This window comes from Peptoniphilus equinus (genome assembly GCF_027921445.1).
In the GTDB taxonomy this organism is placed as follows: domain Bacteria; phylum Bacillota; class Clostridia; order Tissierellales; family Peptoniphilaceae; genus Peptoniphilus; species Peptoniphilus equinus.
In genome coordinates this window covers 789,739-814,885 of the sequence record NZ_CP115667.1, presented here as the reverse complement: position 1 = coordinate 814,885, position 25,147 = coordinate 789,739, and the positions used below count along the sequence as shown (strand labels likewise).

Genomic DNA, 25,147 nt, shown 5'->3' with positions numbered 1-25,147 from the left:
CTTTTTATGTGAAAAAATCACTGCATGAGTCGGCACTTATGGCTGTTCTATAACTATGCATAAAAAATCCTCAGTGTCTTGAGAAACGCACTGAGGATTTTTACAATTTATAGTATCTAAGGATTTTAAACACGGAAGAGGATACGACAACACCTGCGGCCAGAGCACCGGCCATAAAAACTGTCTTTACCGCTTCGTTCACAAATGCTGAATAATTTTGAAAAATAAAATTATACATCGTGTAATACATTCCTGCGCCGGGAACCAAGGGTACAAGACCGGGCAACAGAAACACCGTTGCAGGCATTTTCAATAGCCTAGCCAACTGTTCCGCCACACAGCCCATGACTACCGCAGAAATAAACGCTGAAAAAATGTAGGTACTATAGTTTAAAAGTACACTGTACAGCGTCCATACGAACCCTCCTAAGAGGGCATTATAAACTAAAGACTTTTGGGGACAGTTGAAATAAAAGGCGAAAGACAGCGTCGCACACGATGCAATGACAAATTCAAAAAATAATTTCATAGCTACCTCATAAATCGTAAGACCACACCGACACCGATAGCAATGCCAAGAGCAATAAATACAGCTTTCGTCAATCCGACTAATCCGCTGAGAAAGTCACTGTTCATAATATCTCGAATAGCATTGGTGGCAACCAGACCGGGCACCAAAATCATAATTGATCCGATAATGGCCGCATCAAGTGAATGAACAATTTTCAGCGCATAGAGACCCAAGGTAATTAGTGTAATGCTAAACGCACCAATGAAATTATTCACAACAAAATTTAACTTATAGCGACTGGTATACTGCATAATCCATGAAGCTATAAAGGTAGTGATGAACGCACCAATAAAATCTTGTCCGTTCCCGCCAAACAGAATGGCAAAAAATCCACCGCTAAAGCCACCATAAATCGGAAATTGCCACGGCGGTCGCTCTTCATCCGCCGCAATGTCATCCAGGATAGAGAATCCAGTTTCTATGGTCATATCCGATTGAACAAAAAGTCGAGAAAAAGAGTTCACCGCATGAATGTTGTCCATATTGGTCTCAGGAGACCCGACACTTTTATAGACCGTAAGTATTTCATTGTTAAATTCAAAGGAGACAAAGATACCTGACGGCAATACATGGGCTTCCACTTGAGAAATGTTAGATGCCGAGTTACAAATACGAAGAATGGTATCTTCCGCACGATAAATTTCAGCACCGTTTTTTATTTGAAGTCGCCCTGCATAAATTGCCAAACGAATAAAGCTTTTTGCCTCACTCAAGCCTTTTAATTCTCTCATGTTTCACCTAGGTTCATTATAGCGTTCTTCTACTTAAATTCCTACCATAAACCGTCATCTGCTTATACAAAATATCCCATTCATTGAAACCATATATCCCTGATGATATAATACTTGTGAATGAGGTGACGTAATGAAAAAACCTATAGTATCTATAATTGGAACACCTAACGTGGGCAAATCCACGTTATTTAATAAAATTGTCGGACGAAAAATCAGTATTACCGAAGACACTCCGGGAGTTACTCGAGATCGCATTTATAGTGATGGTGAATGGCTCGGTGCTCATTTTCTACTCGTAGACACAGGTGGCTTGGATTTAAAAGATGAAGATATTTTTATGTCAAATATCAAAGCCCAAGTTGACCTGGCTTTAGATATGAGTGATGTCATTATTTTCTTAACTGACGGACTGCGAGGCGTTACGAGCAGTGACAGAGAAATTGCAAATTATCTGAGAAAGTCTAACAAAAGAATTCTTCTTGCTGTCAATAAATTTGACAGCAAAGATGCCAAACCAAACTATTATGACTTCTTTGAACTGGGCCTGGGTGAGCCAATTTGCATCAGCTCCGAACAGGGTATGGGTGTTGGCGACTTGCTAGATGAAGTCATCGTAGGCTTTGAGCGCAACACCGAGGAGGAGGATGACGACGATGTTCGCGTGACCTTTATAGGAAAACCTAATGTGGGGAAGTCGTCTCTTATTAATCGCATTATCGGTCAAGAACGCTCCATCGTGACCAACATTCCAGGAACTACCAGAGATGCCATTGATTCGGAATTCCGTTATAAGGATGAAAAGTTCACGTTAGTCGACACGGCGGGACTTCGCAAGAAAAAGAAAATTTACGAGGCTATTGAGCGCTATTCTGTGATTCGTACACTGACTGCCATTGAAAGATCATCAGTTTGTGTACTTCTTATCGATGCCGAAGAAGGTGTGAGCGAACAGGATGCTAAAATTGTCGGGTATGCCCATGACAACAATAAAGCTATTATTATCGCGGTGAATAAATGGGATGCCATTGTCAAAGACAATAAGACGATGAAAACTTACGAAGCAGCTATTCGGGAACGTCTACCATTTATTAATTACGCGCCTATTATTTTCATCTCAGCACTCACCGGTCAACGTGTTGAAAATCTTCTAGATTTGATTATTGTGGTTAACAATAATTACAACCATCGTATTAAAACCGGCGTACTCAACGATATTTTAAATCGCGCGGTACTGATGAATCAGCCGCCGTCGGATAAAGGTAAACGCGGTAAACTCTATTACGGCTCTCAAGTGGCAGTACGACCGCCAAAATTCTCCTTGTCAGTGAACGATAAGGAACTCTTCCATTTCAGCTATGTCCGCTATTTGGAAAATCAAATTCGAAACGCGTACTCTTTTGATGGGGTGCCACTCATCTTAAGTTTAAAAAATAGAGAGGGTCGTTAATGCTCCCCATTGTGATAGCTTATTTAATTGGAAGTATTTCCGGTTCATATATCATCAGTAAGTTTTTTTTACATGACGATATACGCCAACATGGCTCCGGCAATGCAGGCACAACTAATGCTATGCGCACCTACGGGAAAAAAATCGGCGCCTTAACCTTTCTCATTGACTTTTTCAAAGGTGTCTTTGGTATGCTTGTGGTTCAAGCATTGGTCGGTGAGTCACAAGATCTGTTATACATCAGTGCTTTAGCTCTGGTGGTAGGTCATGATTTTCCTTTTTATATGAATTTCAAAGGCGGAAAAGGTGTAGCTTCCACCATCGGTTGTTTTAGTGTACTAGGCTTTGTCTATGATTTAATTGCTGTATGTTTGTGGAATGCTGTAGCATGGACCACCAAATATGCTTCTTTGGCTTCCATTGTTTATTATTTAGCCGTTGCAATGCTATTCATTGTAGGAAAAAATTTAAGCCTATTATCTGCATTTATGGTCATAGCTATCTCGCTTTTAGGGATTTTACGACACCACCAAAATATTCGACGTTTGCTCAATCACACAGAATCCAAGATTGGAGAGAAGAAATAAATGGAAATTACTGTTATCGGCGGAGGCAGTTGGGGAACTGCAATTGCCCGATTGTTAAAAATCAATGGTCATGAGGTCAGCTTTTATGTCCGCGATCCAAAGACAAAAAAGGCCATCAACGACACGGGATGTAATGATAAATATTTACCCGGCATTTCTCTTGAAGGATTAAAGGCAACAACCAATATTGATGTAGCTATCGACGGTTCACGCCTTGTCGTTATGGCTGTGCCGTCTCAAAATGTACGCAGTGTCTTTGAAACTCAACAACATTTACTTGACGGCAAGATCATTGTCAATTTATCCAAAGGACTGGAGCTCGGTACCCTTGATCGGATTAGCCAGATCGCGGAAGAACTCCTTCCAAAGTCGACATTTGTGGCGCTGTCAGGTCCGTCTCATGCCGAAGAAGTAGGGCGTAATATTCCCACAGCCGTTGTGGCGGCATCAAAAGATATTGATGTGGCTAAGATGATACAAAATGTATTTTCCAACGACTCTTTCCGAGTCTATACAAACACGGACCTCGTTGGCGTGGAAATTGGCGGTGCTTTGAAAAATATCATTGCCCTTGCAGCAGGTATGAGTGAAGGGCTTGGATTTGGAGATAACACAACGGCGGCGCTTGCTACGCGCGGTATTTATGAAATGAGTAAATTAGGCCTGGCACTCGGTGCTGAGGCTCAAACCTTCAATGGGTTATCCGGCATAGGCGATCTTATCGTCACCTGCACATCAACTCATTCCAGAAACCGAAGAGCAGGCATTTTAATCGGCAAGGGACTTTCTAAAGATCAGGCTTCACTTGAAGTCGGACAAGTTGTTGAAGGAATTAAAACTACAAAGTCAGCTTATGAATTATCAAAAAAGCATAAGATTTCCATGCCAATTACTCAAAAACTCTATGAAGTACTGTATCAGGCCTTAGATCCCAGGAAAGCTGTCGTGGATTTAATGCGTCGAGATTATAAGGATGAAATTGAACCTCTTTTTAAACATTGAAAGGTTAAGACTTGAAAAAGTTTCGTAATACACCATCTAAACGATGGCGCCTTATCGGACTGGTGCTGATTCTTCTAATTTTTTTAGGAGGACTTCGCGCCTTTACCGGAAAGACCGGTCAGGATTATCGCACTGAATTTCCCACACTTAAAAAATATGAGAAAAAAGAACAGGTAGTCGGCTTCAATATTTTTTCGGAAGAAGTTTATCATGCCAGTGAGGATGGTGTCTGCGTTTATAATGCTTCTGAAGGGGAGAGGGTGCCTGTAGGATTTGAAATCGCAACTGTCAACACCATGAATGACACATCAAATTTAAATGATGCCTTACTTCGCGTCAATTCGGCACTTAGCTATAAATCTAAAGATCACACACGCTACACTGTGGATCAGGCATTACCATCTGTTAAAGAAATCCAGGAAGCCTTAAAAGACAATGATTTGACTGAGGCGATTTCCCACATAGAAAAACTGGATCTATACTCCAACAGCACGCTGCAGCTTTCAGAATTGAAAGAGCTCAACAATCTCACTGTAGAGGAATTGGAAACACGAAAGACTGAACTGGAAAAAGAAGTCAACCAGCATAACATACCGTACAAAGCTGAGTTTTCAGGGATTGTATCTTTTGCTATTGACGGTCTTGAAGAATACTACACATTGTCGGATAGGGAAGATTATACGTACAGTTATTTACAAAAACATCGTGAGGAGGCGGCATTTAAAACCCATGTGAATGTGACGAAGGGTGAACCTCTGTTTAAACTGGTGGATAATATCAAGTATCATATTGCTCTCCAAACCAAGAGTTTAAAAAATCTGGACACACCTGAAATCGGTGATAGACTGCAACTTCAAAAAAATGACAAACTTTTGGAGGGGACTGTCGTCGCCATCAATCAATCCAACGCAGGTCAAGTAGTCATTGTAGAGTTTAAGGAGCACTTTTCAGATATCTATAGTACCCGGATCAATAACTTTGATGTGATTTTGGCTTCCCAAGATTGTTACGAAATTCCTAAAGATGCCATTATTAAGCGAGGGACACTCTTTGGCGTTTACGTTCAGGAAATTCACGGACTTGTGAAATTTGTACCGATTAAAGTGGTCGTGCCTTTTGAAACCACATCCTATATCGATCCCGGGGATAAAAATGCCCGCATAACCATTGATGATGCCGAATATAAGACAGTCACGCTCAATGACAAAATCGTATTGAATCCGAAGCAAGTTGCGGAATCAAAAGTATTAAATTAAGAGGTTTATATGTCAATAGCAGATAATACAAAACGCATCCTTGAAGAGATTCAAGATCTCGAACACACTTCGTTAACTCAGGAATCAGTTGAGTTGATCGCTGTATCAAAATTTCATCCTGTAGAGGCTATTGTGGAAGCTTATGATGCAGGTGCCCGTATTTTTGGAGAAAATAAAGTTCAAGAATTGCAAGAGAAGTTAGGGGATTTACCTGATTTTAATTTTCATATGATTGGCAATTTACAATCAAATAAGGTAAAATATATCTATGATAAAGTTCGATTAATACAGTCTTTGGACCGTCCGAGCCTGCTAAAAGAAATTGAAAAATACGGTTTAGCGGCACAGATTAAAATCCCTTGTTTAATCGAGATCAATATTGCCGATGAGCCTCAAAAAGGTGGCGTGGCAGTAAATAGTGTTCAAGACTTTTTAGAGCATTGTCTCGATCAGTCCCATGTCGAAATAAAAGGCCTGATGACCGTGGCTCCGGACATTGATGACGAAGCTTATTTAAGACGTTGTTTTCAAAAAATGTTTCAATTGCGTGAAAAATTGAACACTGTATATAAACATGAGCTAAACTTGGAAATCCTATCAATGGGTATGAGTCAGGATTATAAAATTGCCATTGAAGAGGGAGCCAATATGGTTAGAATTGGAAGTAAAATTTTTGGTAGGAGGCAGTACAATGGCTGATTTTATGGACAAGATGAAAAATATCTTCGGATTTTCCGAAAATGATTATGATGGATATGACTATGACGAGTATCCTCAGGAGCAAACTGTGGAGCGCGTTGAAGAAGTGCCGGTGCGCACCGCCTCAAAGCGTCGTAATGACAACGTGCTGAGTCTGAATGCGTCAAATCTCATTATCTCCGTACACGAACCGCTTTCGTATGATGAATCACCTAAAATTGTTGATGATTTACGCGCAGATAAATCTGTTGTACTTAATTTTGAGCAACTTGATGTTGATGTCAAACGGAAAATTTTTGATTTTGTTAGTGGCGCCCTCTATGCTATTGACGGTAAAATTCAAAAGGTCAACAAAGATATTTTTGTTCTCGCGCCAAGAAATGTAGAGATTGACGGTTTAAAGGAAGAACTTAAAAATACAGGAATGTTTCCTTGGTAAACGTCAATCGAGATGGTCTTTTTGATCATTTTGATACCAATTTAATAACGATGAAGAAGATAGTAGATAAGATTGACATGGTGTTAAAGCATCATGAGATTTTATCTACTGATTTTTTGAACCCCTATGATCGGGAGTGCGCCTTGACACTGATTCGTAAGTTCCCCATTGGATATCACGCAGACGGTGGCTATCCAGATGCGGAACGTCAACTCATCTATCTCTATCCAGATTATTTCGGTGATACGGCAATTTGTGACGTAGTCATGTTGAGTTATGCCTATGGGGATGTGACCCACAGAGATGTCTTAGGTGCTCTCTTAGGTCTTGGTATAGACCGAACTAAAGTGGGCGATATAGTTGTTGAAGAAGATCGCGGTATATTTATCTTTGTGAAGAAAGAATTGGCAGATTTTTTGAATTTTGAATTTCATCATGCCGGTCGGATTCCTTTGGTAAAAACAGATGTGTCCTTTACTCGGCGCGTGGATAAGGTAACTGAACGTCAAGTTATTATCTCGTCGCTACGAGTCGATGTTGTGCTCAGTGCTGCGTTCCATTTGAGTCGGTCACAAGCTGCTTCATTGATTAAAAATGACAAACTTACTGTAAATTTTAAACCAACAGCTAAAGTCCATGAGATCTTATCTTCGGGGGATATCTTGTCACTTCGAGGCTATGGACGTGTGACGCTTTATGAGGTTCAAAAGAAAACTAAAAAGGATAACTATGTGGTTATTCTTCATTATCCCGTGTGAGGTATTATGGCAGTCATTCTCTTTTCGGTACTTCTCATCGCCATTGATCAATTGAGTAAGTACATTGTGATATTAACACTAAAAGACAATCCGCCTAAAATTATTATTGAAGGCGTTTTAAATTTTTTCTATTTAGAAAATCGGGGCGCCGCATTCGGTATGCTTCAAAACAAAAGCTTATTGTTTACTATAGTGACTGTCATCGTGATTGTAGTTCTCTTAAGTATCTTGTTTAAAGATTACAAACGCAATTCTCTGATGCTCAATACATGCATCGGGCTTATTTTAGGTGGCAGTATAGGCAATTTTATTGACCGAATTGTGAAAGGCTATGTCGTAGACTTCATTTCATTCCATATTTTCGGCTATGATTTTGCGATCTTTAACTTGGCCGACACATTTATTGTTGTGGGAACTTTTCTTTTCTTACTCATGATTTTATTTTTTGATAACCCAAGAGAGGACGATCATGCACGACGTATTTCAAGTCGATCGAAGTAATTGTCGTCTCGATACCTATTTAGCGGAACGACTTTCTATGACACGATCTCAAATTAAGAAATTAATTTCTGAAGGTCAAATTTTGGTGAATGGTCAAACCGTTAAAGCAGGTCTTATACTCCAAGGGCACGAGACAGTTTCAATTTACATGAGAGAGTTTACTTTGGAACCGGAGCCTATTGAGTTTAAAGTACAGTATGAAGATAGAGATTTGGCTGTCATATCCAAACCTCAAGGCCTTGTCGTACATCCCGGAGCCGGCAATGACAGACACACTTTAGTCAATGGTTTGTTGTCTCGGTTTGACACACTTTCAGATTCCGATGATTATCGTCCCGGCATCGTTCATCGATTAGATAAAGATACATCGGGACTTATGATTATTGCAAAGACCAACGAAACTCGAGATGCACTCATTGCCATGTTTAAAGCTCATGCCATCCTAAAAGAGTACCTGGCTATCTTAACGGGCAAGCTTGAAACAAGCAAATTTGTGAATGCGCCCATCGGTCGGGATCCCTTGCATCGCATCCGATTCGCCGTGACAGAGTGCAACAGTAAAGAGGCACAGTCTGAATTTATGCCGTGTGATTTTTTCGGAGATTTTACGCTGTGCCGTGTAAAAATTCTTACAGGGCGGACACATCAAATTCGTGTCCATGCCAAATACATTCATCATCCGGTGGTGGGGGATTTGCTCTACGGCATGAAAAATAAGTATGGTATAGAGACACAGTTGCTTCATGCTTATCATTTAGAATTCAAACATCCGATCACAGGGCAATTGGTTTCAATACAGGATGAGGTTCCAAATCGATTTCATGATTTTATGAAGAAGGTAAAACGATGAAAAATATTATTATGGATGAATTGGCAATGAAACGAGCTATTGCCAGAATTTCAAACGAAATCATCGAAAAAAATAAGGGCTCTGAAAATTTAGTTTTACTTGGCATTGTAAGCCGAGGCGAAGATTTAGCTCACCGTATCGCTGCAAAAATCAAGGATATTGAAGGCACAGAGATTGAAGTACACGCCGTCAATCCCACTAATTTTCGTGATGACAATGATCATACAAGAGAAATCGACCTATCTGTGAATTTTGATAACAAAACCGTTATCTTAGTAGATGATGTACTTTATACTGGTCGTACTGTCCGTGCCGCCATGGATGCTATTCTATCTATCGGCAGACCCAGCGCTATACGACTGGTGACACTCATTGATCGCGGACATCGAGAATTACCCATTCGCCCGGATTTTGTGGGAAAGAATTTACCAACTTCCAGCAGGGAACATGTCGTGGTGGATTTAGTTGAAGTTGATGGAAAGGACCGAGTGTATATTGAAGCCTGAACTTCGATCGATATTTGATTTTGTCATGGAAATCGATAAAATGAAGACTGTGCTGCGTCGAACGCTAAATTACAATGCGTTGACCTTTGAAAACGACGCTGAGCATTCCTATATAGTTGCTGTGATGAGCATGGCTTTAAAAGAGTACGCCAATTCTGACGTTGACATGAACCGTGTGATTCCGATGCTTTTAGTTCATGATATGGTCGAGGTTTATGCCGGCGATACCTTCGCTTATGATACTAAGGGCTATACAACCAAATCTGCCCGGGAAGCTAAAGCTGCGGATAAACTTTTCAGTATGCTTCCTGAGGACATAGGCTCGCAATTTAGAGACTTGTTCGAGGAATTTGATACCATGACAACAGCAGAAGCACGCTTTGCCAATGCGGTGGATCGCATACAACCTATTTTGCTCAATGCGTATGGTTCAGGTGGCGCATGGCATATGAATCAGGTGACTCAAGAGCAAGTTTATCAACGTATAGCTATGGTTAAAGACGTCAATGAAGAGCTTTATTTTGCAGCTCAAGAACTTATAGATACTTATTTTGGAGGCAACAATGAATTATGATGTAATAATTGTTGGCGCGGGAGCCAGTGGCGTTTTTGCCGCTTATGAATTTACGAAATTAAACACAGATTTAAAAGTTGCAATGTTTGATACCGGTAATCCCATCGATCGACGTATTTGCCCAATCAAGGCCGGTGTGGTGGAAAACTGTATTGGCTGCAAACCATGCAACATTATGAATGGTTATGGTGGTGCAGGGACTTTGTCCGACGGCAAATACAATCTGACTACAGAATTCGGCGGTACCATGCATGAACAGATTGGGCGAGATAAGGCCATGGATCTCATGCGTTATGTTGATGATGTATTGTGTCATTTTGATGGTGCACCATCAAAACTCTATACTACATCCAACAGTGCCTTAAAGACGACAGCATTGCGCCACGATTTGCACTTATTGGACGCTGAGGTGCGCCACTTTGGGACTGACCGGAATGTCGAAATCTTAAAGAAAATTTTTGATTACTCTAAAGATTGCGTCACCATGTTTTTCAACACTACCGTCATTAATGTCACCTATGATAACGATACAGCTACGTATACGATCACCACGGACAAGGGGGACACACATACATGTAAACACCTTGTTTTAGCTTCAGGACGAAGCGGATCTAAATGGATTTCGAAAGTCTGCGCAAGTTTTGGCATCACTACGACATCCAATCAGGTAGACATCGGTGTGCGAGTGGAATTACCGGCAGAGGTATTTAAACATATCACCGATGATGTCTATGAGAGCAAACTTGTCTATCAGGCGAAAAGCTATAACGAGTTGGTTCGTACTTTTTGCATGAATCCTTATGGACAAGTGGTTGCAGAAAATACGAATGGCATTATCACGGTCAACGGCCATGCCTATGCCGATCCAAAACTTCAAAGTCGCAATACTAACTTTGCACTTTTGGTCAGCAACCGTTTTACCGAACCGTTTAAAGATTCTAATGACTATGGCGAATCTATTGCACGCCTTTCCAATATGCTTGGTGGCGGTGTACTCTTACAGCGGTTTGGTGATCTTAAAAAAGGACAGCGCTCCAATAAAGAACGGATGGCACGTTGCTTTACTGTGCCGACCTTAAAAGCGACGCCAGGTGATTTATCATTGGTACTTCCTAAACGACAATTGGATTCTATTATTGAGATGATTTACGCCCTGGATCAAATTGCTCCGGGCACAGCTAATGATGATACGTTGCTCTACGGCGTGGAAGTGAAATTCTACAATTCTAAAGTTCGTGTCGACGAACACTTTATGACAGAACAGCCTGAACTCTATGTCGTCGGTGATGGTGGTGGCGTGACACACTCTTTATCCCAGGCTTCGGCTTGTGGGGTTTATGTGGCTCGCCATCTGAATAAATGAGGTGAATGATGAAACAATCCGCATTACTTCACAGTGAACTTTCTTACATTATTGCACAAATGGGACATACGCAAACATTGGTCATTGGCGATTGCGGCTTGCCTGTACCGAAAGGTGTCAAGCGAATCGATCTTGCTGTGACAGCAGGAACTCCAAGTTTTGAAAGTGTGTTAGACGCAGTATTGAGCGAACTTTGTGTGGAAAAAGTCACAGTGGCAAGTGAAATACAAGATCAAAACCCACAGGTTCTTAAAGCTATTGAGCAAAGAACTGAAGGTCTGCCAATGGAATTTGTACCTCATGAGACCTTTAAAACGTTGACTGAAGAGAGTGTCTGCATTGTTCGAACAGGTGACATACGGCCTTATTCCAATGTCATTTTACAAAGTGGGGTATTTTTCTAATGACTGATACAACCATCTTGAAGTGTGAAAATATTGTCAAAACTTTCCCCGGCGTGAAAGCTTTAGATGGCGTGAACTTAACCATCTATGAAAATGAAGCCATGGCCTTGATGGGAGAAAACGGTGCAGGCAAGAGCACCTTGATTAAAATTTTAAGCGGTGTCCATCAGGCTGATTCGGGCAAGATTTATCTGGATGGACAGGAAGTTCATATTGCCAATGTCACTGATGCTGCATTGCTAAACATCGCTGTTATCCACCAGGAGTTAAATCTTATACCGAGCCTGAGTGTGTCGGAAAATATCTTTTTGGGCCGAGAGCTGCAAAACGGTGTATTTTTGAACAAAACAGAGATGCAAAAACAGTCCAGAGCCATCTTAGAGCGTCTTGGACTCTCCATTGATCCGAAACAAGCGGTAGGGAAGTTAAGTATTGCCAACCAACAAATGGTTGAAATTGCAAGAGCACTTTTGGAAGACGCGCGTATTATTATCATGGATGAGCCGACTGACGCGCTGACTGATAAAGAAGTACAGGTACTTTTTAGTGTTATTCGACAGTTAAAGGCACAAGGCAAATCCATTGTGTATATCTCACACCGTCTTGAAGAAATTTTTGAAGTGTGTGAACGAGCAACTATCCTACGTGATGGGACTTTTATTGCTGAAGAAAAGGTTAGTGACTTGGACCAAAACAAGATTATTAAACTAATGGTGGGGCGAGAAATTACAGAACAATTCCCTTATCATCCGGGCAATCCTGCAAAATCCATCCTCCAGGTGGAAGGGTTGACTAATGACTTTGTTTCTGACATTTCCTTTGAGTTAAAATCTGGTGAAGTTCTTGGCGTCGCAGGTCTCGTAGGTTCCGGTCGCACAGAACTTGCAAAAACAATCTATGGATTTTACACTATACATAGCGGCACGCTAAACTTAGGTGGTAAAAAGCTTGATCTAAAAAGTACTGCTGACGGTATCAAACATGGTATCACCTATGTGTCTGAAGACCGCAAAAAAGATGGCCTGATACTTCCTATGAATGTTACGGAAAACATTACCATCAGTGCATTGAAGCAAGTGAGTGGTAAGTTCGGGATATCTAAGGACAAGGAACGTAAAGTATCTAACGACTTCGTCGAACGCATGCGCATTAAGACGCCATCTTTAAATCAAAAGCTGAAAAATCTGTCCGGAGGCAACCAACAAAAAGTTTCTATCGCCCGAGGTTTGATGAATGAAACTCGCGTCTTAATTCTCGATGAACCTACACGCGGGGTCGATGTCGGCGCGAAAAAAGAAATCTACGATATAGTCAACGATTTAAAGGCTCAAGGTGTTGGTGTTTTACTGATTTCTTCAGATATGCCTGAACTTTTGGGAATGAGTGACCGTATTTTGGTCATGCACGAAGGGCGTCTCAAAGGTGAACTGACTCACAATGAAGCAACACAAGAGCGTATAATGAGTTTAATTCTAGCTTAGGGGGATGAGATGAAAGATAAACGCGCATTTTTTGAAAAATTTCGAGCTTTGATTTTACTGGTCGTTTTTATTGTTATTATCAGTATACTTCGGCCAAACTTTTTATCTAGCACTAACTTATTGAATGTCTTGCGACAAACATCAATTAACGCCATTATTGCAGCCGGGATGACCTTTGTCATCTTAACAGGCGGTATTGACCTTTCTGTAGGTTCCATTCTGGCATTTAGCGCTGCCTTGGGAGCCTTCACTTTAGTACAAGGTTATAACTTTATTATTGCTGTAGCAGTGAGTTTAGCTATCGGTATGATCTCCGGTCTTTTTAACGGGGTTATTATTACCAAGGGTAAAGCGCAGCCATTTATTGCAACCTTGGTCACGATGACCTTGCTAAAGGGTTTGACACTGGTTTTCACTCAAGGTCGCCCTATTTCCATTCTTCAAGCATCAGGACTGGAACCTTATCGCAGTATCGGTGCCGGACAAATATTAGGGATTCCGACGCCGGTATACATTATGGCCATCATTTTTATAGTCTGTTTTTATGTCCTCAACAACACCAAGACCGGTCGCTATATTTATGCTATCGGAGGCAATGAAGAAGCTTCAAAGTTATCGGGTATCAATACGGATAAGATTAAGATAAAAGCCTATGTGATCAATGGACTTTTAGCAGCTCTTGCAGGCATCATCCTTACAGCCCGTTTGGTATCAGCACAGCCTAATGCCGGCGACGGATATGAATTGGATGCCATTGCAGCGGTCGTGCTTGGCGGTACATCCCTTGTCGGTGGAACCGGTACTATTCTAGGCACTATTTTCGGAGCTTTAATCATTGGTATTTTAAATAATGCCTTAAATCTTATGGACGTCTCGTCCTATTATCAAATGGTTGTACGTGCTATCGTTATACTGGTTGCAGTATTGCTTGATAGAAAAACAAATTAGGAGGTTAGTATGAAAAAGAAATTGTTAACCATCACTGTCTGCCTGATGCTTGCCATGGGCATGGTTGCTTGCGGTCAAAAAAATGAAGCCCCTGCAAACAACGCTGCGCCTGCAGCAGAAGGCGAAACACAAGGAACCGTCGGTCTTGTAGTATCTACGTTACAAAACCCATTCTTTGTCGACTTGAAAACTGGAGCTGAAGAAAAAGCTCAAGAACTTGGTGTCGAACTTATTGCATTGGATTCTCAAGATGACCCTGCAAAGGAACTCGCTAATGTTGAGGACCTTATTACCAAACAAGTCAGCGTTATTCTTATCAATCCTACTGATTCTGATGCGGTCGCAGCGGCTGTACTTCGTGCCAACGAAGCAGGTATCCCTGTTGTAACTCTTGACCGTGCATCTAACGGCGGTGAAGTAGTATCTCACATCGCATCTGACAACGTTGCTGGTGGTAAAATGGCAGGTGAATACATTCTCGAACTTACCGGCGGCAAAGGTAATGTCGTTGAGTTGGAAGGTATTCCTGGATCATCTTCTGCACGTGAACGTGGCGAAGGTTTCAATACAGCTATTGAAGGTTCTGAATTGACTGTTGTTGCAAAGCAAACAGCAAACTATGACAGAACTGAAGGCCTTTCCGTAATGGAAAATATCCTTCAAGCTAATCCTGAAATCAACGCAGTGTTTGCACACAACGATGAAATGGCTCTTGGTGCACTTGAAGCAATCAAAGCAAGTGGCCGCGATATCAAAGTGGTTGGTTTTGACGCCACAGATGATGCTGTAAAATCTGTTGAAGCCGGCGAGCTGGCTGCTACTATTGCACAACAACCTAAACTTATCGGCTCTCTTGGAATTGAAACGGCAACAAAAGTAATTGCTGGTGAACAAGTGGAAGCATCATCTCCGGTTGATCTTCAACTTATCAAGAAATAACAAAAATGTAAGGGCCTTCGGGCCCTTTTTTTAAGGTGATTTATGAAAAATAAAGTAATGGTATTCGGAAGCTTTGTTGTGGATCTCAGCTCGCGAGCTGACCGTCTTCCGACTCCGGGACGCACTGTCAGAGGTAGTTCTTTTCAAATGGGACCCGGCGGCAAAGGATTCAATCAAGCGGTAGCTGCACATAAATCCGGTGCAGATGTAGTCACCGTCACTAAAATTGGTAAGGATAACTTTGGGGCATTCGCTTTAGACACTGCTAAAACACTTCATATGAATACGGAGCATATTATCCAAAGTGATACAGAATCCACCGGTGCTGCTTTAATCTGTGTCGATGAAACTACAGCTGAAAATCAAATTCTTATTGTACCCGGAGCATGTGAAAGTTTTACGGAAGATGAAATTGAAGCCTTAGTGCCTACGCTGCAATCTTGTGACTTTGTGCTGTTACAACATGAAGTCAATCAGGATGCCAATGAAAAGATGGCGCAGCTTGCTCATGACAACAATGTTAAAGTTATATTAAATCCGGCGCCGGTCATTGAATTTGACAAAAATATTTTGCATCATGTCGCTCTTATCACGCCTAATGAAACCGAAGCTGAGGGGCTTACCGGCATTACTGTCTCGGATTTAGACTCAGCAAGGGCTGCTAAAGATCAACTTCTCACGATGGGCGTGGAGGAAGTGGTCATCACTCTTGGGACCAAAGGTGCGTACATTTATAACAGTGAATTTGACGAAATTATACCTGCCTATACCGTTGAAGCTGTAGATTCCACCGGTGCAGGCGACGCTTTTAATGGTGGCCTTTTGACTGCGCTCAGTCGCGGCGAAACTTTAAAAGATGCCGCTCACTTTGCCACGGCAGTAGCCGCCTTAGCAGTTCAAAAACGTGGCACGGCAGTTTCCATGCCTACAGAAAAGGAAATTGAAGACTTTTTAAAAACTATGTCATAAAGTTCCGCTTGTAATGCACAAACATGTTTAAATTGATGAAGTTCATACTTCATCTTTTTTTATACTTGACTATCCAATAGTGATGGACATGGAAAACTCAGATGGTTGAATGCTAGCTATAGTATAACTTTAAATCTATAACTGGGCTCAAATACTTGTAAATAAGCTGAATTTTTATTATTATATAGTAAGCTTTATAAATCGAATTTTATTATAGGTAGGTAGGTATGTTTAGAGGAATGGAATATGTATACGAAGTATACAAAGAACGAAGTTTTTCCAAAGCTGCAAAAAATTTATTTATTTCTCAACCGTCCTTAAGCGCTGCTATTAAAAAAGTAGAGCTGTCTTTAGGTTATGAAATCTTTGACCGAAGTACCAAACCCATTGGTTTAACCGAGTTTGGTCAGGCCTATATCAAAGCTGTGGAAGAGATCAAAGAAGTCGAAGAAAATTTTGAAAACTATTTAAATGATCTAGGTGAGCTGCGTCGCGGTTCAATCTCCATAGGCGGTACATCCCTATTTATTTCTCATGCACTGCCTGATTTAATGGCAAAATTCTCGGCGAAATATCCCAATGTGGACCTTCGAATTCGTGAATATAGCACATCTGAGTTGGAAGAGCGTCTTGCTGCAGGAGACTTGGATCTTGTCATCGACAACTTCCCGTATGATGACGTCAATTATGACGCTACGGTATACTTGCGCGACAATGTTATTTTAGCTGTACCAAGTCATTATAAAATTAATGACGTGCTGCACGACAAAGCCTTAAGTTATGAAAGTATTATATCTCGTCAATTTTTAGATGAATCTGTCGATGCTGTGGCCATTGACCTGTTTAAAGAATATCCTTTTATCTTTTTAAAAGAAGGCAATGACACCCGATTAAAAGCTGATACGATCTTTAATGATGCCGGGTTCAAACCGAACATCGCCTTTGAATTGGATCAGCAGATTACCAGCTTTAATATGACGTTAAACGGTATTGGTATCTCCTTTATCTCAGATATTTTGGTCCGTTCTACCGGGAAAAATGATAAAGTGACATACTATAAAATTGATGACAGCTTCAGTACACGAAATATAGCCTTCTACTATAAAAAGAATCGTTACATGAAACAGGCTACAAAAGAATTTTTACGAATGGCGACCACAATGCAAGGCTGACCATTTAGATTGGGAGAAAAATGTTAGATAATTTAAATTTAATTGAGGATTATAACACCAGTGTCAGCCGATATATTGACTTGCTCCGTGGGGAAGTGCAGGGCAAAAAGGCTTGCATTATTACCCATGGCTGTCAAATGAATGAACATGACTCGGAAAAAATTAATTGGCTATTACAAAAAATCGGCTATGAGATGGTATCCTCTTATGAAGAGAGTGACCTGGTATTAGTGAATACCTGTTCCGTGCGACACTCTGCCGAGGATAAGGTGTACGGTCAGCTGGGCATCCTCAAACATTTAAAATCCGTAAAAAAAGATCTCATTTGCGGCGTTTGTGGTTGTATGATGCAACGACAGCCATCTCGAGATTACGTTTTGGATAAATTTGAAAATGTAGATTTAATTTTCGGAACCAATAATGTCTGGAAGCTACCTGAGCTTTTGTATCGTTACACCCAGACAGGTAAGCTACAAATTGACATTCAAGAAGAAAAGAATCCTCTTAATGATGCCATAGGTGCCGATCGTCTTTATCCGTTTAAATCCTATGTGAATATTATGTATGGTTGTAACAACTTTTGCACTTACTGTATCGTTCCTTATACACGAGGTCGGGAAACCAGCCGCACGGCTGAGTCGATTTGTGACGAAATCCGATCCTTAGTGCACCATGGCACAAAAGAAGTCACCCTTCTCGGGCAAAATGTCAATTCCTACGGCAAAAATTTAACAACACCTGTGTCATTTTCGGAGTTGCTACGTCAGATCGCTGATATCCCAGACTTGGCTCGGATAAGGTTTATGACCTCTCACCCTAAAGATATTTCTAATGATTTAATCCAGTGCTTTAAAGAATTGCCAAATCTTTCCAATTTCTTACACTTGCCGGTACAAGCGGGTTCAAATGCGGTGCTTCAAGCTATGAATCGCAAGTATACCCGAGAAGATTACCTTCGTACTATCGATAAAATCAAAACAGTCAATCCTGATATTGCGTTGTGTACGGATTTAATGGTGGGATTTCCATCAGAGACGGAAGCTGACTTTCAAGATACTCTGGATTTAGTGCGACAGGTGGAATACGATACCTCATTTACCTTTATTTACTCGCCAAGGGAAGGTACGCAGGCTTACAACAGGGCAGATCAAGTCCCCGATGACGTCAAACATGATCGATTCCAACGCTTAATTGACGTGCTTTATCCGATTCAAGAGAAAAAAAATAAAGCTTATATCGGAAAAGTTGTTGATGTCTTAGTTGAAGATACCAGCAAAAAAAATCCTGATCGTGTGGTGGGACGCAGCGATGAGTTTAAACTTGTCAACCTTACCGGCAGTAAAGAACTTATCGGTCACATTGTGCCTGTCAAAATAACCCATGCCAATTCATTTAATTTGGGAGGGGAGTTATGTCAAACGAAAATTTAACCCCAATGATGCAACAATATATGGAAATAAAAAAGGACTACCAAGAGGAAGTTCTTTTTTATCGATTAGGCGATTTTTATGAAATGTTTTATGACGATGCGTTGTTGGCATCGAAAGTTTTGGGGTTGACGCTGACTAAACGGAGCAACAAACAAGAAGATATCCCAATGTGCGGCGTGCCTTATCACGTGAGTGACACCTACATTTCAAAAATGCTGGATGCCGGATATAAGGTGGCTATTGTCGATCAAGTGGAAGATCCGAAACTGACCAAAAACTTGGTGAAACGTGCTGTAACAAAGATTATAACGCCGGGAACATTTAGTGATACCGACTATCTTTCTGTGGACAACAACTTTTTACTGAGTTATGTGGATCATGGTGCGACACTGTATCTTGCCTACGGGGACTATACCACCGGTGAAATTTTTACAACGTCGCAAACTTTCTTGTCTCAAAAAGAGAAATCTCAATTTTTTATGGACGAGCTCAGTCGTATTACCCCAAGCGAAATCCTCTACAGCTCAGCAACCATGCCGGCTAAAGATGGCATCTACTATACACATCTGAATGAGACCTTACAAAAACTCTTGCCGGAGGTAAGAGATGTCCTCAATAGTGATGTAGTAACATCCATTTCGAAAATCAACTCACCGGCTCTTTTTATGCTGATTAACTATTTAGCTACGACTCAAAAAGTGTCACTTCAACATTTGAAGGCTGTTCATCGTTATGATCCGGAAGAATACATGACCATTGATGAGACTTCGAAATATAATTTAGAACTGGTGGCATCCATTCAAACGCGTCGTAAAAAAGGTTCTCTCTACGCCGTATTAGATAACTGTGAAACAGCCATGGGATCTCGTACTCTTAGAAAGTGGATTGAAAAACCTTTACGAAATAAAGCGGCTATCATATCCCGTCAGGATATGATTAAAAGTGCTTTGGAAGATTTAATGCGCTTTGATGCCATTCGTAGTGCCTTGAAACAAACCTTGGATATTGAACGTCTGAGTTTTAAAATTGCCAGTGAACAGTTATCCCCTAAAGACTGTGTCGCTTTGGCAACATCTTTAGACCAATTCACCAAAGTCAAATCCCTTTTAACTGCGTCTCCAGATGATGTATTACACCATTTTGGCGAAAAAATCCCCGATACAACAGCTTTAAGTCATTTGATACAGAACACGCTGATATCTGATCCTCCTGTGAATTTGGAACTTCCTTTTATTCGCAAAGGGTATGATAAGGACTTGGATGAGCTCTATCAAGCCTCGGAAGGTGGACAAGCGTTACTTTTAGACTTGGAGACTAAAGAGCGCAAGCGTACCGATATCAAAACGCTAAAGATTAAATATAATAAAATTTTGGGTTATTTTATTGATGTCACCAAATCGTTCACCGACAAAGTTCCCGAGGATTATATCCGAAAGCAAACTTTAGTTGGCAGTGAACGCTATTTTACTGTAGAGCTAAAAGCTTTGGAACGCAAAATCAATGGGTCAAAGGAGCGTGCTATTGAGCGTCAAATGGAAATTTTGACAGCGCTTCGAAGTACTATTTTCAATGCCCTCGGTACGATTCAAAACGTTGCTGAATATATCGGTACTTTAGATTGTCTTTTTAGCCTCGCACAAGTGGCCAGAACCTATCATTATGTACGTCCTGTTATTAGCGACACACCGCAGCTTACTATCGTAGAAGGTCGTCATCCTATTGTAGAAGCTATGGGACGAGACATCCAATTTGTTCCCAATAACACTAGCATGAACGCTGAGACTTATTTTCTTCTTATTACCGGGCCCAATATGGCAGGGAAGTCCACATATATGCGACAAGTGGCCTTGATAACGTTAATGGCGCAAATGGGTTCTTACGTGCCGGCTACTGCTTTTCACTGGTCGCTTGTAGACCGTATCTTTACACGTATAGGAGCCAGCGACAATTTAGCGGGTGGCGACAGTACCTTTATGGTGGAGATGAAAGAAGTCGCCAATATTTTAGATCACGCCACGAATGCCTCATTGATTCTTCTTGATGAAGTGGGGCGGGGAACGAGCACATATGACGGGATTGCTATTGCGTGGGCGATTACTGAGTACTTGGTCACCACGACTAAAGCAAAGACGCTATTTGCAACGCACTACCATGAACTGACTCAATTGAGCACATCCTTATCCGGCCTTAAAAATCTTTCGATTGCTGTTGATCATGATGGCGATCAAATTATTTTTTTACGCCAAGTTATTGAAGGTGCAAGCGATCGAAGTTATGGCATCGATGTGGCGAAACTCGCGGGAATTAATGATGCGGTTATTGCTCGTGCAAAAATCGTATTGGATGAACATGAGAACAAAGGACAATCTGTTCATGTCGATGTCCCTGTCCAACCGACTCACAACCCCGTGTTGCCATTTTTGAAGAATCTCAGCGAAGTGGATATTAATTCCTTGTCCCCCCTGGAATCTTTAAATCTTCTTCAAAAGATTGTCGAAGGAGCAAAGATGAATTATGATAAATATTCTGGATGAAAAGACGATTTCAAAAATTGCCGCCGGTGAAATTATTGAAAATCCTGCAGCCATAGTTAAAGAACTCATCGAAAATTCCATTGACGCGCAAGCCACATCAATTACAGTAGAAATCAAAGGCACCGCTACCGAGGGGATTAGTGTCAGAGACAATGGTACCGGCATTGAATCGGAGGATATTGACAAGGCATTTCTTCGCCATGCCACATCAAAAATGGCACAATTTGACGACTTGAATTATTTAAAATCTCTGGGATTCCGTGGCGAAGCTTTAGCAAGTATTGCCAGTATCGCCACCGTGGAGCTACTGACCAAAACCAAAGACAGTGTGACCGGGTCGAGAACTCTCGTCCAACACGGTGATATTGTCGCGCAAAATAAAATCGGGGTTCCCGTAGGCACGACATTTTATATCACGGATATCTTTGAACATACCCCGGTACGCAAAAAATTTTTAAAGGCTGAAAGTGTAGAGCTGCATCGTATCGTCGATATGGTAAAAAAGATTGCGCTTGGCACACCGCACTGTGCTTTTAAACTTATCAAAAACTCAAGAATACTCTTTCAATCATCGACAAGCACGTCGCTAAAAGACCATGTTTACTCTATTTTGGGGAATATGGTGGCTCAAATGAATTATATTGAAAAAGATTTTGACCACTATAGTGTCAAAGCTTTCTTTTCCGACAATACACTGTATCGAAGCCAGCGTACAGAACAATATCTTTTTATCAATGGCCGCTACATTTGGAATGTGGAATTAGCACGATTAATTGAAAAAGCTTATCGTTCATCCATACCTTTGGACCGCTATCCTTGTTTTGTCATCTATCTCACCATTGACCCGAAACTTATTGACATCAATATTCACCCTCAAAAAAATGAAGTAAAGTTTTCTAATGGGCCGATGTTGATGCAGTCCATTCGTGACTTAGCTGAAGTTTCCCTTGCAACAACTAAAACTTTTATCTCGTCCCATATCCCTTCTCAAACAGCCTCGGAACCCTTAGTCACCATTTTTGACCTATACCGGGACGATCCGGAAGGAGAAACGACCTCTCAAATTCAATCTGAGGTGCATGATACGATAACCCCCTATAGCGACCGAGATGACCTGTTAGACTCACATGACAAACTGAGGTCTGTACCTACAGCACAGTCTCTGAAAGAGGATACCACCTCGATGCAAACCGCTAGGACGGATTTAAAGCGTATTGATACTGATAGAAGCGATATGTCTAAAATACCAGACTTGAGGAAGAAGCCATTACAAGATGCTCGCATTGTAGGTGCGCTTTTCGGTACCTATATTATTTTTGAAGCTAGAGACGGCGTTTTTTTCTTGATGGATCAACACGCCGCTCATGAGCGTGTACACTATGAGAAATTCTTAAAACAATATAACGACTGTCAAGTGGACAGTCAGCTTCTCTTAAAGCCTGAAATCATAGGACTGAGTGCTGAGGAAATGGTGGCATTTGACAAGCTAAGCGCCACACTAAATACTGTGGGGTTTGATGTCGAAGTTTTTTCTGCCGATTCAATTATTGTGCGTGCCGTGCCGCTCATTGCCCCTGTGAATTTTGAAGATTTTCTACGCCACTCGTTACTCACATTAACAGAAGCGTCGACTTCCGCCTATGAAATTAGTCCTTATACTATTATGAAAAAAGCGTGTAAGGCTGCGATAAAAGCTAACACAACGTTGAGCTTTGCAGCGATACAGGGTCTTAAGACGTCTCTACTCGCCTGTGAAGACCCGTATACCTGCCCTCACGGTCGTCCTACAGTGGTGCGTTTAGACCAACGGGATTTAGAAAAACTATTTTTACGAGGTTAAATGAAACTTTTTATTCTTACCGGACCTACGGGAATTGGAAAAACTGAACTATCTTTACAGTTGGCGCGTAGTTGGCACGGGGAGATTATTTCAGCAGACTCCATGCAAGTTTATAAAAACTTTGATATCGGCACAGCTAAAATTATGGATCGAGGACATATTCCTCATCATATGATCGATATTACCACAGCAAATGAGGAATTTAGTGTTTACGATTTTCAGACACAGACCAAGTCGCTCATAACACAGATTAATGATAACAACAGATTGCCCATGCTCGTCGGCGGCACAGGTCTATATATTGATTCCATAGTGTATCATCTTTCTTTTCAGGCAATAGGGAAGGATGTACAACTTCGTAAAACATTGGAGAAAGATTTCAAAGCGTATGGCGTAACGTATCTCTTTGAAAAACTCAAGACACTCGATCCCAATGCGGCACACTATATTGATCCTAAGAATCCACAACGGCTCATGCGTGCGATTGAAATTGCAAGCTCTGCTGTTCGAGAAACCGAAAATCTACGCAGAGAAAACAACGAGTATGAACTGCTCTATATCGGCCTTACTATGCCGCGTCAGAAACTCTATGAACGCATCAACCACCGTGTAATTAACATGGTGGAACAAGGCCTGATCGACGAGGTGCAAAGACTTGTGGCAGTGTACGGAGAAGACTGTAAACCCTTTCGTGCGATTGGTTATAAAGAAGTGATTGCCTATTTAAAAGGAATGATTTCCTATGACGAGATGATTGATACTATACAAAAAAATTCCCGTCATTACGCAAAACGACAACTTACGTATTTTAGACGAGATCAGCGAATTCACTGGATAGATCGAGAAGATCCGAAACTTTTAGATAAAATATTGGAATTGGGGAAAGAACTTTGGGACAACGTATAAAAGAACAGGTAAGAGAACTTATTGCCAATGCTGAAGCTGATTTATCAGCACTTGGAGCACAGCAAGCAGATATTGCTTATCAAAATCAAATAAAAATTTTAAAAGCTATGCAAGCTCATGATCTGAAGAGTACAGATTTCAACTGGACGACCGGCTACGGTTATGGCGATGTAGGCAGAGAAAAGGTTGAAGCTATCTACAGCACACTGTTTCATACAGAAGACGCTTTAGTTCGCCCCAATATCGTCAGTGGTACCCATGCCATAAGCCTTGCCCTAAGTGCCATTTTGGCCCCGGGGGACGAATTGCTTTATATATCAGGTAGTCCTTATGATACATTGAGAAAGACCATTGGTCTTGATGGCGATGAATATGGAAATTTTCTATCTCAAGGGATTCAGTATAATCAGGTTGAGCTTAAGAATGGCACTCTGGATATTCAGGCTACGCTTGATACCATCCACTCCAATACTAAAATCATTGCCATTCAACGCTCAACAGGATACTCCAATCGTCGTGCCTTTACGACTGATGAGCTGAAAACAACGATTTCAGCCATCAAAAAAGCGTATCCGAACATTCTCATCTTTATGGATAATTGTTACGGCGAATTTACTGATACTGTCGAACCGACAGAGTATGGTTGTGACTTTATGGCCGGATCCCTTATCAAAAATCCAGGGGGGGGCTTGGCCTACAGTGGGGGATATATTGTAGGTCGTCGAGAGATTATCGAGAAGGTAGCCAATCGCTTAACGGCACCCGGCATAGGGAAAGAATGTGGTTTAACCTTCGGTATGACACGTCAAATTTTACAAGGTCTGTTTATCGCACCTAAAATAGTTGAAGACGCCATTAAAGTCGCTCGATTGTTTAGTCGTACCTTTGAATGTTTAGGCTTTACAACACTACCCAGATCTACAGATGCTCGTTCTGACATTATCACTCGCATTGAACTGAAACGTCCCGAGCTATTGGAAGCCTTTTGCAGTGCTATACAAAGCGCTTCACCGGTGGATCATCAATTTACGCCGACCCCTTGGGATATGCCCGGATATGAAGATCCTGTCATCATGGCGGCAGGAGGATTTATAGAAGGTTCCTCAATAGAACTTTCCGCAGACGGACCTATGAGAGCTCCTTATGCTGTCTATTTTCAAGGCGGCTTGTCATATTATCACGGGAAATATGCCTTATCGCAAGTGTTGGAGGCCATCTTGAGTAAACTGCAATAAAA

25 protein-coding genes are annotated in these 25,147 nt (G+C 41.3%); 23 read left to right on the top strand and 2 right to left on the bottom strand.

All coding sequences use genetic code 11. From position 1 onward, the window contains the following. Positions 1-100 precede the first annotated feature (100 nt). Together O6R05_RS03995 and O6R05_RS03990 are read right to left on the bottom strand one after the other, a co-directional pair. Positions 101-529: a threonine/serine exporter family protein gene (locus O6R05_RS03995; RefSeq protein WP_271192247.1), complete on the bottom strand. Its 429-nt coding sequence runs from the start codon at positions 527-529 to the stop codon at positions 101-103. Between the two features lie 2 nt (positions 530-531). Continuing rightward, positions 532-1,302 (bottom strand): threonine/serine exporter family protein, encoded by a 771-nt coding sequence (locus O6R05_RS03990; protein WP_271192246.1) that lies wholly within the window; start codon positions 1,300-1,302, stop codon positions 532-534. A gap of 133 nt (positions 1,303-1,435) precedes the next feature. Between O6R05_RS03990 and der the strand changes: the two genes are divergently transcribed. The 23 genes from der (at position 1,436) to O6R05_RS03875 (ending at position 25,145) form a co-directional block, all read left to right on the top strand. Continuing rightward, positions 1,436-2,752 (top strand): ribosome biogenesis GTPase Der, encoded by a 1,317-nt coding sequence (gene der / locus O6R05_RS03985; protein ID WP_271192245.1) that lies wholly within the window; start codon positions 1,436-1,438, stop codon positions 2,750-2,752. 11 nt (positions 2,753-2,763) lie between these two features. After that, positions 2,764-3,339, top strand: a complete 576-nt coding sequence (plsY, locus tag O6R05_RS03980; RefSeq protein WP_271192244.1) for a glycerol-3-phosphate 1-O-acyltransferase PlsY — start codon at positions 2,764-2,766, stop codon at positions 3,337-3,339. Continuing rightward, entirely contained in the window at positions 3,340-4,341 is a 1,002-nt protein-coding gene (locus O6R05_RS03975; RefSeq protein ID WP_271192243.1) for an NAD(P)H-dependent glycerol-3-phosphate dehydrogenase, read from the top strand. An 11-nt stretch (positions 4,342-4,352) separates the two neighbouring features. Next, positions 4,353-5,597, top strand: coding sequence for an HlyD family efflux transporter periplasmic adaptor subunit (locus O6R05_RS03970; RefSeq protein ID WP_271192242.1), 1,245 nt, complete (start codon positions 4,353-4,355; stop codon positions 5,595-5,597). A gap of 9 nt (positions 5,598-5,606) precedes the next feature. Beyond that, entirely contained in the window at positions 5,607-6,296 is a 690-nt protein-coding gene (locus tag O6R05_RS03965; RefSeq protein WP_271192241.1) for a YggS family pyridoxal phosphate-dependent enzyme, read from the top strand. Next, positions 6,289-6,735 carry a cell division protein SepF gene (locus O6R05_RS03960; RefSeq protein WP_271192240.1) on the top strand — a complete coding sequence of 149 codons (447 nt, stop codon included), beginning with the start codon at positions 6,289-6,291 and terminating at the stop codon, positions 6,733-6,735. Before O6R05_RS03965 ends, O6R05_RS03960 begins: the two co-directional genes overlap by 8 nt. A 50-nt stretch (positions 6,736-6,785) precedes the next feature. Next, positions 6,786-7,493, top strand: coding sequence for a YlmH family RNA-binding protein (locus tag O6R05_RS03955; RefSeq protein ID WP_271192239.1), 708 nt, complete (start codon positions 6,786-6,788; stop codon positions 7,491-7,493). A 6-nt stretch (positions 7,494-7,499) separates the two neighbouring features. Next, on the top strand, positions 7,500-7,994 hold the full coding sequence (lspA, locus tag O6R05_RS03950; protein WP_271192238.1) for a signal peptidase II: 495 nt from the start codon (positions 7,500-7,502) through the stop codon (positions 7,992-7,994). Further along, the gene (locus O6R05_RS03945; protein WP_271192237.1) at positions 7,963-8,844 is read left to right on the top strand and encodes an RluA family pseudouridine synthase; all 882 of its coding nucleotides are present in this window, start codon (positions 7,963-7,965) and stop codon (positions 8,842-8,844) included. The genes lspA and O6R05_RS03945 overlap by 32 nt, the downstream gene beginning before the upstream one ends. Continuing rightward, positions 8,841-9,350: a bifunctional pyr operon transcriptional regulator/uracil phosphoribosyltransferase PyrR gene (gene pyrR, locus O6R05_RS03940; RefSeq protein WP_271192236.1), complete on the top strand. Its 510-nt coding sequence runs from the start codon at positions 8,841-8,843 to the stop codon at positions 9,348-9,350. The genes O6R05_RS03945 and pyrR overlap by 4 nt, the downstream gene beginning before the upstream one ends. A 25-nt stretch (positions 9,351-9,375) precedes the next feature. Then, positions 9,376-9,924: an HD domain-containing protein gene (locus tag O6R05_RS03935; RefSeq protein WP_271192235.1), complete on the top strand. Its 549-nt coding sequence runs from the start codon at positions 9,376-9,378 to the stop codon at positions 9,922-9,924. Then, the gene (locus O6R05_RS03930) at positions 9,914-11,287 is read left to right on the top strand and encodes an NAD(P)/FAD-dependent oxidoreductase (RefSeq protein ID WP_271192234.1); all 1,374 of its coding nucleotides are present in this window, start codon (positions 9,914-9,916) and stop codon (positions 11,285-11,287) included. Before O6R05_RS03935 ends, O6R05_RS03930 begins: the two co-directional genes overlap by 11 nt. Before the next feature lie 5 nt (positions 11,288-11,292). Continuing rightward, positions 11,293-11,691, top strand: a complete 399-nt coding sequence (gene rbsD / locus O6R05_RS03925) for a D-ribose pyranase (RefSeq protein ID WP_271192233.1) — start codon at positions 11,293-11,295, stop codon at positions 11,689-11,691. After that, positions 11,691-13,172, top strand: coding sequence for a sugar ABC transporter ATP-binding protein (locus tag O6R05_RS03920; protein WP_271192232.1), 1,482 nt, complete (start codon positions 11,691-11,693; stop codon positions 13,170-13,172). Before rbsD ends, O6R05_RS03920 begins: the two co-directional genes overlap by 1 nt. 9 nt (positions 13,173-13,181) lie before the next feature. Next, positions 13,182-14,120, top strand: a complete 939-nt coding sequence (rbsC, locus tag O6R05_RS03915; RefSeq protein WP_271192231.1) for a ribose ABC transporter permease — start codon at positions 13,182-13,184, stop codon at positions 14,118-14,120. A 9-nt stretch (positions 14,121-14,129) separates the two neighbouring features. After that, positions 14,130-15,059: a ribose ABC transporter substrate-binding protein RbsB gene (rbsB, locus tag O6R05_RS03910; RefSeq protein ID WP_271192230.1), complete on the top strand. Its 930-nt coding sequence runs from the start codon at positions 14,130-14,132 to the stop codon at positions 15,057-15,059. Between the two features lie 42 nt (positions 15,060-15,101). Next, the gene (gene rbsK / locus O6R05_RS03905) at positions 15,102-16,028 is read left to right on the top strand and encodes a ribokinase (RefSeq protein WP_271192229.1); all 927 of its coding nucleotides are present in this window, start codon (positions 15,102-15,104) and stop codon (positions 16,026-16,028) included. A 239-nt stretch (positions 16,029-16,267) separates the two neighbouring features. Next, entirely contained in the window at positions 16,268-17,200 is a 933-nt protein-coding gene (locus O6R05_RS03900) for a LysR family transcriptional regulator (RefSeq protein WP_271192228.1), read from the top strand. A 20-nt stretch (positions 17,201-17,220) separates the two neighbouring features. Beyond that, positions 17,221-18,630 (top strand): tRNA (N6-isopentenyl adenosine(37)-C2)-methylthiotransferase MiaB, encoded by a 1,410-nt coding sequence (miaB, locus tag O6R05_RS03895; protein WP_271192227.1) that lies wholly within the window; start codon positions 17,221-17,223, stop codon positions 18,628-18,630. Beyond that, positions 18,612-21,164, top strand: coding sequence for a DNA mismatch repair protein MutS (gene mutS / locus O6R05_RS03890; protein WP_271192226.1), 2,553 nt, complete (start codon positions 18,612-18,614; stop codon positions 21,162-21,164). Before miaB ends, mutS begins: the two co-directional genes overlap by 19 nt. Continuing rightward, positions 21,145-23,004, top strand: coding sequence for a DNA mismatch repair endonuclease MutL (mutL, locus tag O6R05_RS03885; protein WP_271192225.1), 1,860 nt, complete (start codon positions 21,145-21,147; stop codon positions 23,002-23,004). Before mutS ends, mutL begins: the two co-directional genes overlap by 20 nt. After that, positions 23,005-23,910, top strand: a complete 906-nt coding sequence (gene miaA / locus O6R05_RS03880) for a tRNA (adenosine(37)-N6)-dimethylallyltransferase MiaA (protein ID WP_271192224.1) — start codon at positions 23,005-23,007, stop codon at positions 23,908-23,910. Further along, positions 23,895-25,145, top strand: coding sequence for a methionine gamma-lyase family protein (locus O6R05_RS03875; RefSeq protein WP_390904740.1), 1,251 nt, complete (start codon positions 23,895-23,897; stop codon positions 25,143-25,145). The genes miaA and O6R05_RS03875 overlap by 16 nt, the downstream gene beginning before the upstream one ends. Positions 25,146-25,147 lie beyond the last annotated feature (2 nt).